The sequence below is a fragment of the Dietzia sp. SLG310A2-38A2 genome, from assembly GCF_014145095.1.
Lineage (GTDB): Bacteria > Actinomycetota > Actinomycetes > Mycobacteriales > Mycobacteriaceae > Dietzia.
Window position 1 is genome coordinate 1,919 of the sequence record NZ_JAALDX010000303.1, and the last position, 4,561, is coordinate 6,479.

Genomic DNA, 4,561 nt, shown 5'->3' on the forward strand with positions numbered 1-4,561 from the left:
CTGACGGCGGCGCGCAGTGCGGACACGGCCGCGTCGATACCGGACGGCTCGCTGCCAGCCCCCTGCGCCATGTCCGGCTTGCCGCCTCCGCGCGCCCCGAGCGCCGGGGCGATGGCCTTGACCAGATCGCCCGCGCGGAGACCGCGCTCCTGGGCGGCGGGGCTCACCGCGATGACGAACGGCACCTTGTCCGAACCCGCGGCGGTGAGGAAGATGACGCCGGCATCGCCGCTGAGTCGGCCCTTGAGGTCGGAGGCGAGCGTGCGCAGGTCGCCCGCCGCTCCTCCCGGGTCGTCGTGGGCGAGGAACCGGATCCCGTCGAGGTCCTCGGCCGCCGACAACAGGTCCCCGGCCCGGGAGGCTAGCTGGGCGGCACGCATCGACTCCAGTGCCTTCTCCGCGTCCCGCAGCTTCGCGGTCAGCGCGGCCACGCGGTCGGGTAGTTCGTCGGCGGGCGCCTTGAGCGAGGTGGCCAGGCCCGACACGAGAGCGCGCTCACGGGCCTGGTGCCGGTAGGCATCCATTCCGACGTACGCCTCCACCCGCCGGATACCCGACCCGACAGAGGCCTCCCCCAACAGACTCACCGGGCCGATCTGCGCGGAACTGGAGACGTGGGTGCCGCCACACAGTTCCATCGAGAACGGTCCGCCGATCTCCACCACCCGGACCAACGACCCGTAGTTCTCGCCGAACAACGCCATCGCGCCCATCCGCCGGGCCTCGTCGAGGCTGGTCTCGATCGTGTTCACGCCGTAGTCGGCGTCGACGGCGGCGTTGGTGATCTCCTCGACCTGTGCGAGGACGTCCGCAGGGATGGAGCCCGACCAGTTGAAGTCGAACCGCATGTACCCCGGCTTGTTGAGCGAGCCGGCCTGTACGGCCTCCGGTCCGAGGATCTGACGCAGTGCGGCGTGCACTAGGTGGGTGGCCGAGTGGCCCTGCGTGGCCCCCTTGCGCCACTCGGGGTCGACGGCCGCGGTGACGAGCTGGCCGGCCTCGACCTCGCCGCCGGTGAGGACGCCCTTGTGGATCCAGAGCTTCTTCCCGATCTTCTGCACGTCGTCGACCTGCATCTGGAAACCGGCGGTGGAGATCATCCCGCGGTCACCGAGCTGCCCGCCGGACTCGGCGTAGAACGGCGTCCGGTCGAGGACGAACTCGACCCTGTCGCCGTCCCGGGCGACGGGAACGGACTCGCCGCCGGACACGATGCCCAGGAGGGTGGACTCGTCGGTGAGCTCGGTGAACCCGGTGAAGACGGTCTCGCCCGCGTCGAGGAAGTCGCGGTACACCGACAGATCGGCATGGGCGTGCTTCTTGGACCGCGAGTCCGCCTTGGCCCTGGCGCGCTGCTCGGACATGAGGGAACGGAAACCCGCCTCGTCCACCTTCAGGCCGGCCTCGGCCGCCATCTCCAGTGTCAGGTCGATGGGGAACCCGTGGGTGTCGTGGAGAGCGAAGGCCTGGCGGCCCGTGAGGGTGGCCGCGCCCGACTCCCTGGCGTCCTCGGCGGCACGCTCGAAGAGCTGGGTTCCCGACTCGAGGGTCTTGAGGAACGCGACCTCCTCGGCCACGGCGATGCGCTCGATGCGCTCGTACCCGGCGACCGTCTCGGGGAAGGACGGGCCGATCGCCTCCTTCACGGTGGCCATGAACTCGGCCATCGTGTCTCCGGTCGCGCCGAGGAGCCGGACGGACCGGACGATGCGCCGCAACAGACGCCGCAGGATGTACCCGCGCCCCTCGTTGCCGGGGGTCACGCCGTCGGAGATGAGCATGTACGCCGTCCGCGCGTGGTCCGCGATCACCCGGAAGCGCACGTCGGAGGCTTTGTCCACCCCGTACTTGGTGCCGGAGAGCCGCTCGGCAGTGTCGATCACCGGGCGGAGCAGATCGGTCTCGTAGACGTTCTCGACGCCCTGGAGCAGGAACGCGACGCGCTCGATCCCCATCCCGGTGTCGATGTTCTGCTTGGGTAGCGGGCCCAGGATCTCGAAGGCGTCCTTGCCGGTGCCCTCACCGCGCTCGTTCTGCATGAACACGAGGTTCCAGATCTCGATGTAGCGGTCCTCGTCCGCCTCCGGTCCGCCTTCGACCCCGTACTCCGGTCCGCGATCGTAGAAGATCTCAGAGCACGGACCGCAGGGCCCGGGGACGCCCATGGACCAGTAGTTGTCCGCCATGCCGCGGCGCTGGATGCGGGCCTCGGGGACGCCGACCACGTCGCGCCAGATGCCGTAGGCCTCGTCGTCGTCGAGGTACACGGTGACCCACAGCAGTTCCGGGTCGATTCCGAACCCGCCGTCCTGCACGGATGAGGTGAGTAGCGACCACGCGTGGCGGATCGCCCCCTCCTTGAAGTAGTCACCGAAGGAGAAGTTGCCCGCCATCTGGAAGAAGGTGTTGTGGCGGGTGGTGATGCCCACCTCCTCGATGTCGAGCGTGCGCACGCACTTCTGGATGGAGGTCGCCGTGGCGTGTTCGGGGGTCTCCTGTCCCAGGAAGTAGGGCTTGAAGGGGACCATCCCGGCGTTGACGAACAGCAGGTTCGGGTCGTCCAGGACCAGTGATGCGCTGGGGACCTCGGCGTGACCGGCCCTGACGAAGTGGTCGAGGAATCGGCGCCGGATCTCATGGGTCTGCACAGGGGGCCTCACTGGTGGTCTACGGAGGTGGTGGATCAGTCGACTCACCAGCCTACCGGCGCACCTTCAGGGTCGAGGAATGGCTCTCACCTCAGATCCGGGCCTGCTCGCCGCCGCGTGTCGGCCGGCGACCAGCTCTGCTCTACCGGCCGCGCCCGGGAACCGCCTCGGCAGCAGGCAGGATCACCCCGGCATAGGGGGTAGGAGAATGCCGAAGTTGGCGGCGGTGATGAACGCCTCCTCGGGCAGCAGGCCCAGGCTGTGTGCGCCGGTTCCCCAGACGCCTACCGAGGTGGCCACCCCGACCAGGGTTGAGAAGATGCTCGCGATACTCATGTGTCCTCCGAACTCGTGTTCCATGGTGTGCCTGCCAGGACAGGTCGCATCAGGTTCACACACACTGGACTGGTCGGTCAGGGCTTCCCGCGGATGATCCCCCGGAGCTTGGCCACACGCGCTCCGAGCTCACGTTCGTGACCGTGGCCAGGCGGGCAGTAGTAGTCCTGCCCGACCAACTCGTCCGGTGCGTACTGCTGCCGGACCACTCCGGCCGACGCCTCGTGCGCGTACTTGTAGCCCACACCGTTCCCGAGCCCCTTGGCTCCGGCGTAGTGACCGTCCCGCAGGTGCCTGGGGACCTCCCCGACGCCCCCGGCGCGGACGTCTGCCATCGCCGAGTCGATCGCGGAGATCACCGCGTTGGACTTGGGCGCGGTAGCCAGGTGGATGGTGGCCTGGGCCAGGGCGAGCCGGCATTCGGGCAGGCCCACCTTCTGCACGATCTCCGCCGCGGCTGACGCGGCGAGCAACGCAGTGGGATCGGCCATACCGATGTCCTCGCTCGCGTGCACCATCAGTCGCCGCGCGATGAAGCGCGGGTCCTCCCCCGCGACCAGCATCCGGGCGAGGTAGTGCAGGGCCGCGTCGACGTCCGACCCGCGGATGGACTTGATGAATGCACTCGTGACGTCATAGTGCTGATCCCCGTCACGGTCGTAGCGCACCGGTGCCGCGTCCAGGCTCAACTCGACGGTCTCCGGGGTGACCACGTGGTCCTCGGCGGCCCCCGCAGCGGCTTCCAGGATGGTCAGGCTCCGGCGCGCGTCCCCGCCGGAGAGACGGACGATGTCCTCCACCGCGGCGTCCGTCACCTCGACCGCGCCCGCATAACCTCGGTCGTCGGCCACGGCGCGCCGGATCACCGTGGCCACCCCCGCCCCGTCCAGCCCCTGCAGCTCGGCGATGAGCGAACGGCTGAGCAGCGGGGCGATCACCGAGAAGTGCGGGTTCTCCGTGGTCGCGGCCACCAGGAGCACTATGCCGTTCTCCACCGCGGCCAGCAGTGCGTCCTGTTGGCTCTTGGAGAACCGGTGGACCTCGTCGATGAAAAGCACGGTGCGCCGGCCGTGGATCTGGCGTGTCCGCGCGTCCTCGATCACCGCCCGGACGTCCTTGACCCCGGCGCTCAGGGCGGACAGCGCCACGAAGTGCCGGCCGGACGAGCTGGCCACCAGGTTGGCCAGCGTCGTCTTGCCCGTGCCCGGCGGCCCGTAGAGGATCACCGACGATCCTCCCCGGCCCTCGACCAGTCGCCGCAACGGCGAGTTGGCGCGGAGCAGGTGCTCCTGTCCGACCACCTCGTCCAGAGTGCGCGGCCTCATCCGCACCGCCAGCGGGGCCGACGGGTCGACGGGCGGCGGTGCCGACCCCTCTCGCGGTCCCGCGTCCCCGGCCGCGAACAGCCCTGCATCATCGCTCACGCGACCCAGGCTACCGACGGCCCCCGACACTGCCCCGGGGTGAACAGCAGGAGGCGAACGGGCCGACGGGGTGGACCGGCTCGTCGCCGTCGGGTTGTCTGGAACCCGCGTGTGCCCCGTCCCGACGGGGTAGACCTGTGACCAGTCACGTCT

At 69.6% G+C, this 4,561-nt stretch carries 3 protein-coding genes; all 3 read right to left on the bottom strand.

From position 1 onward, the window contains the following. The coding region (gene alaS / locus G6027_RS11295; RefSeq protein ID WP_182637271.1) for an alanine--tRNA ligase at positions 1 to 2,648 on the bottom strand (2,648 nt) is incomplete at its 3' end. 183 nt (positions 2,649 to 2,831) lie between these two features. Next, on the bottom strand, positions 2,832 to 2,984 hold the full coding sequence (locus tag G6027_RS11300) for a hypothetical protein (protein ID WP_182637272.1): 153 nt from the start codon (positions 2,982 to 2,984) through the stop codon (positions 2,832 to 2,834). A 77-nt stretch (positions 2,985 to 3,061) separates the two neighbouring features. Beyond that, positions 3,062 to 4,390 (bottom strand): replication-associated recombination protein A, encoded by a 1,329-nt coding sequence (locus G6027_RS11305; protein ID WP_182637274.1) that lies wholly within the window; start codon positions 4,388 to 4,390, stop codon positions 3,062 to 3,064. Between the last annotated feature and the right edge of the window lie 171 nt (positions 4,391 to 4,561).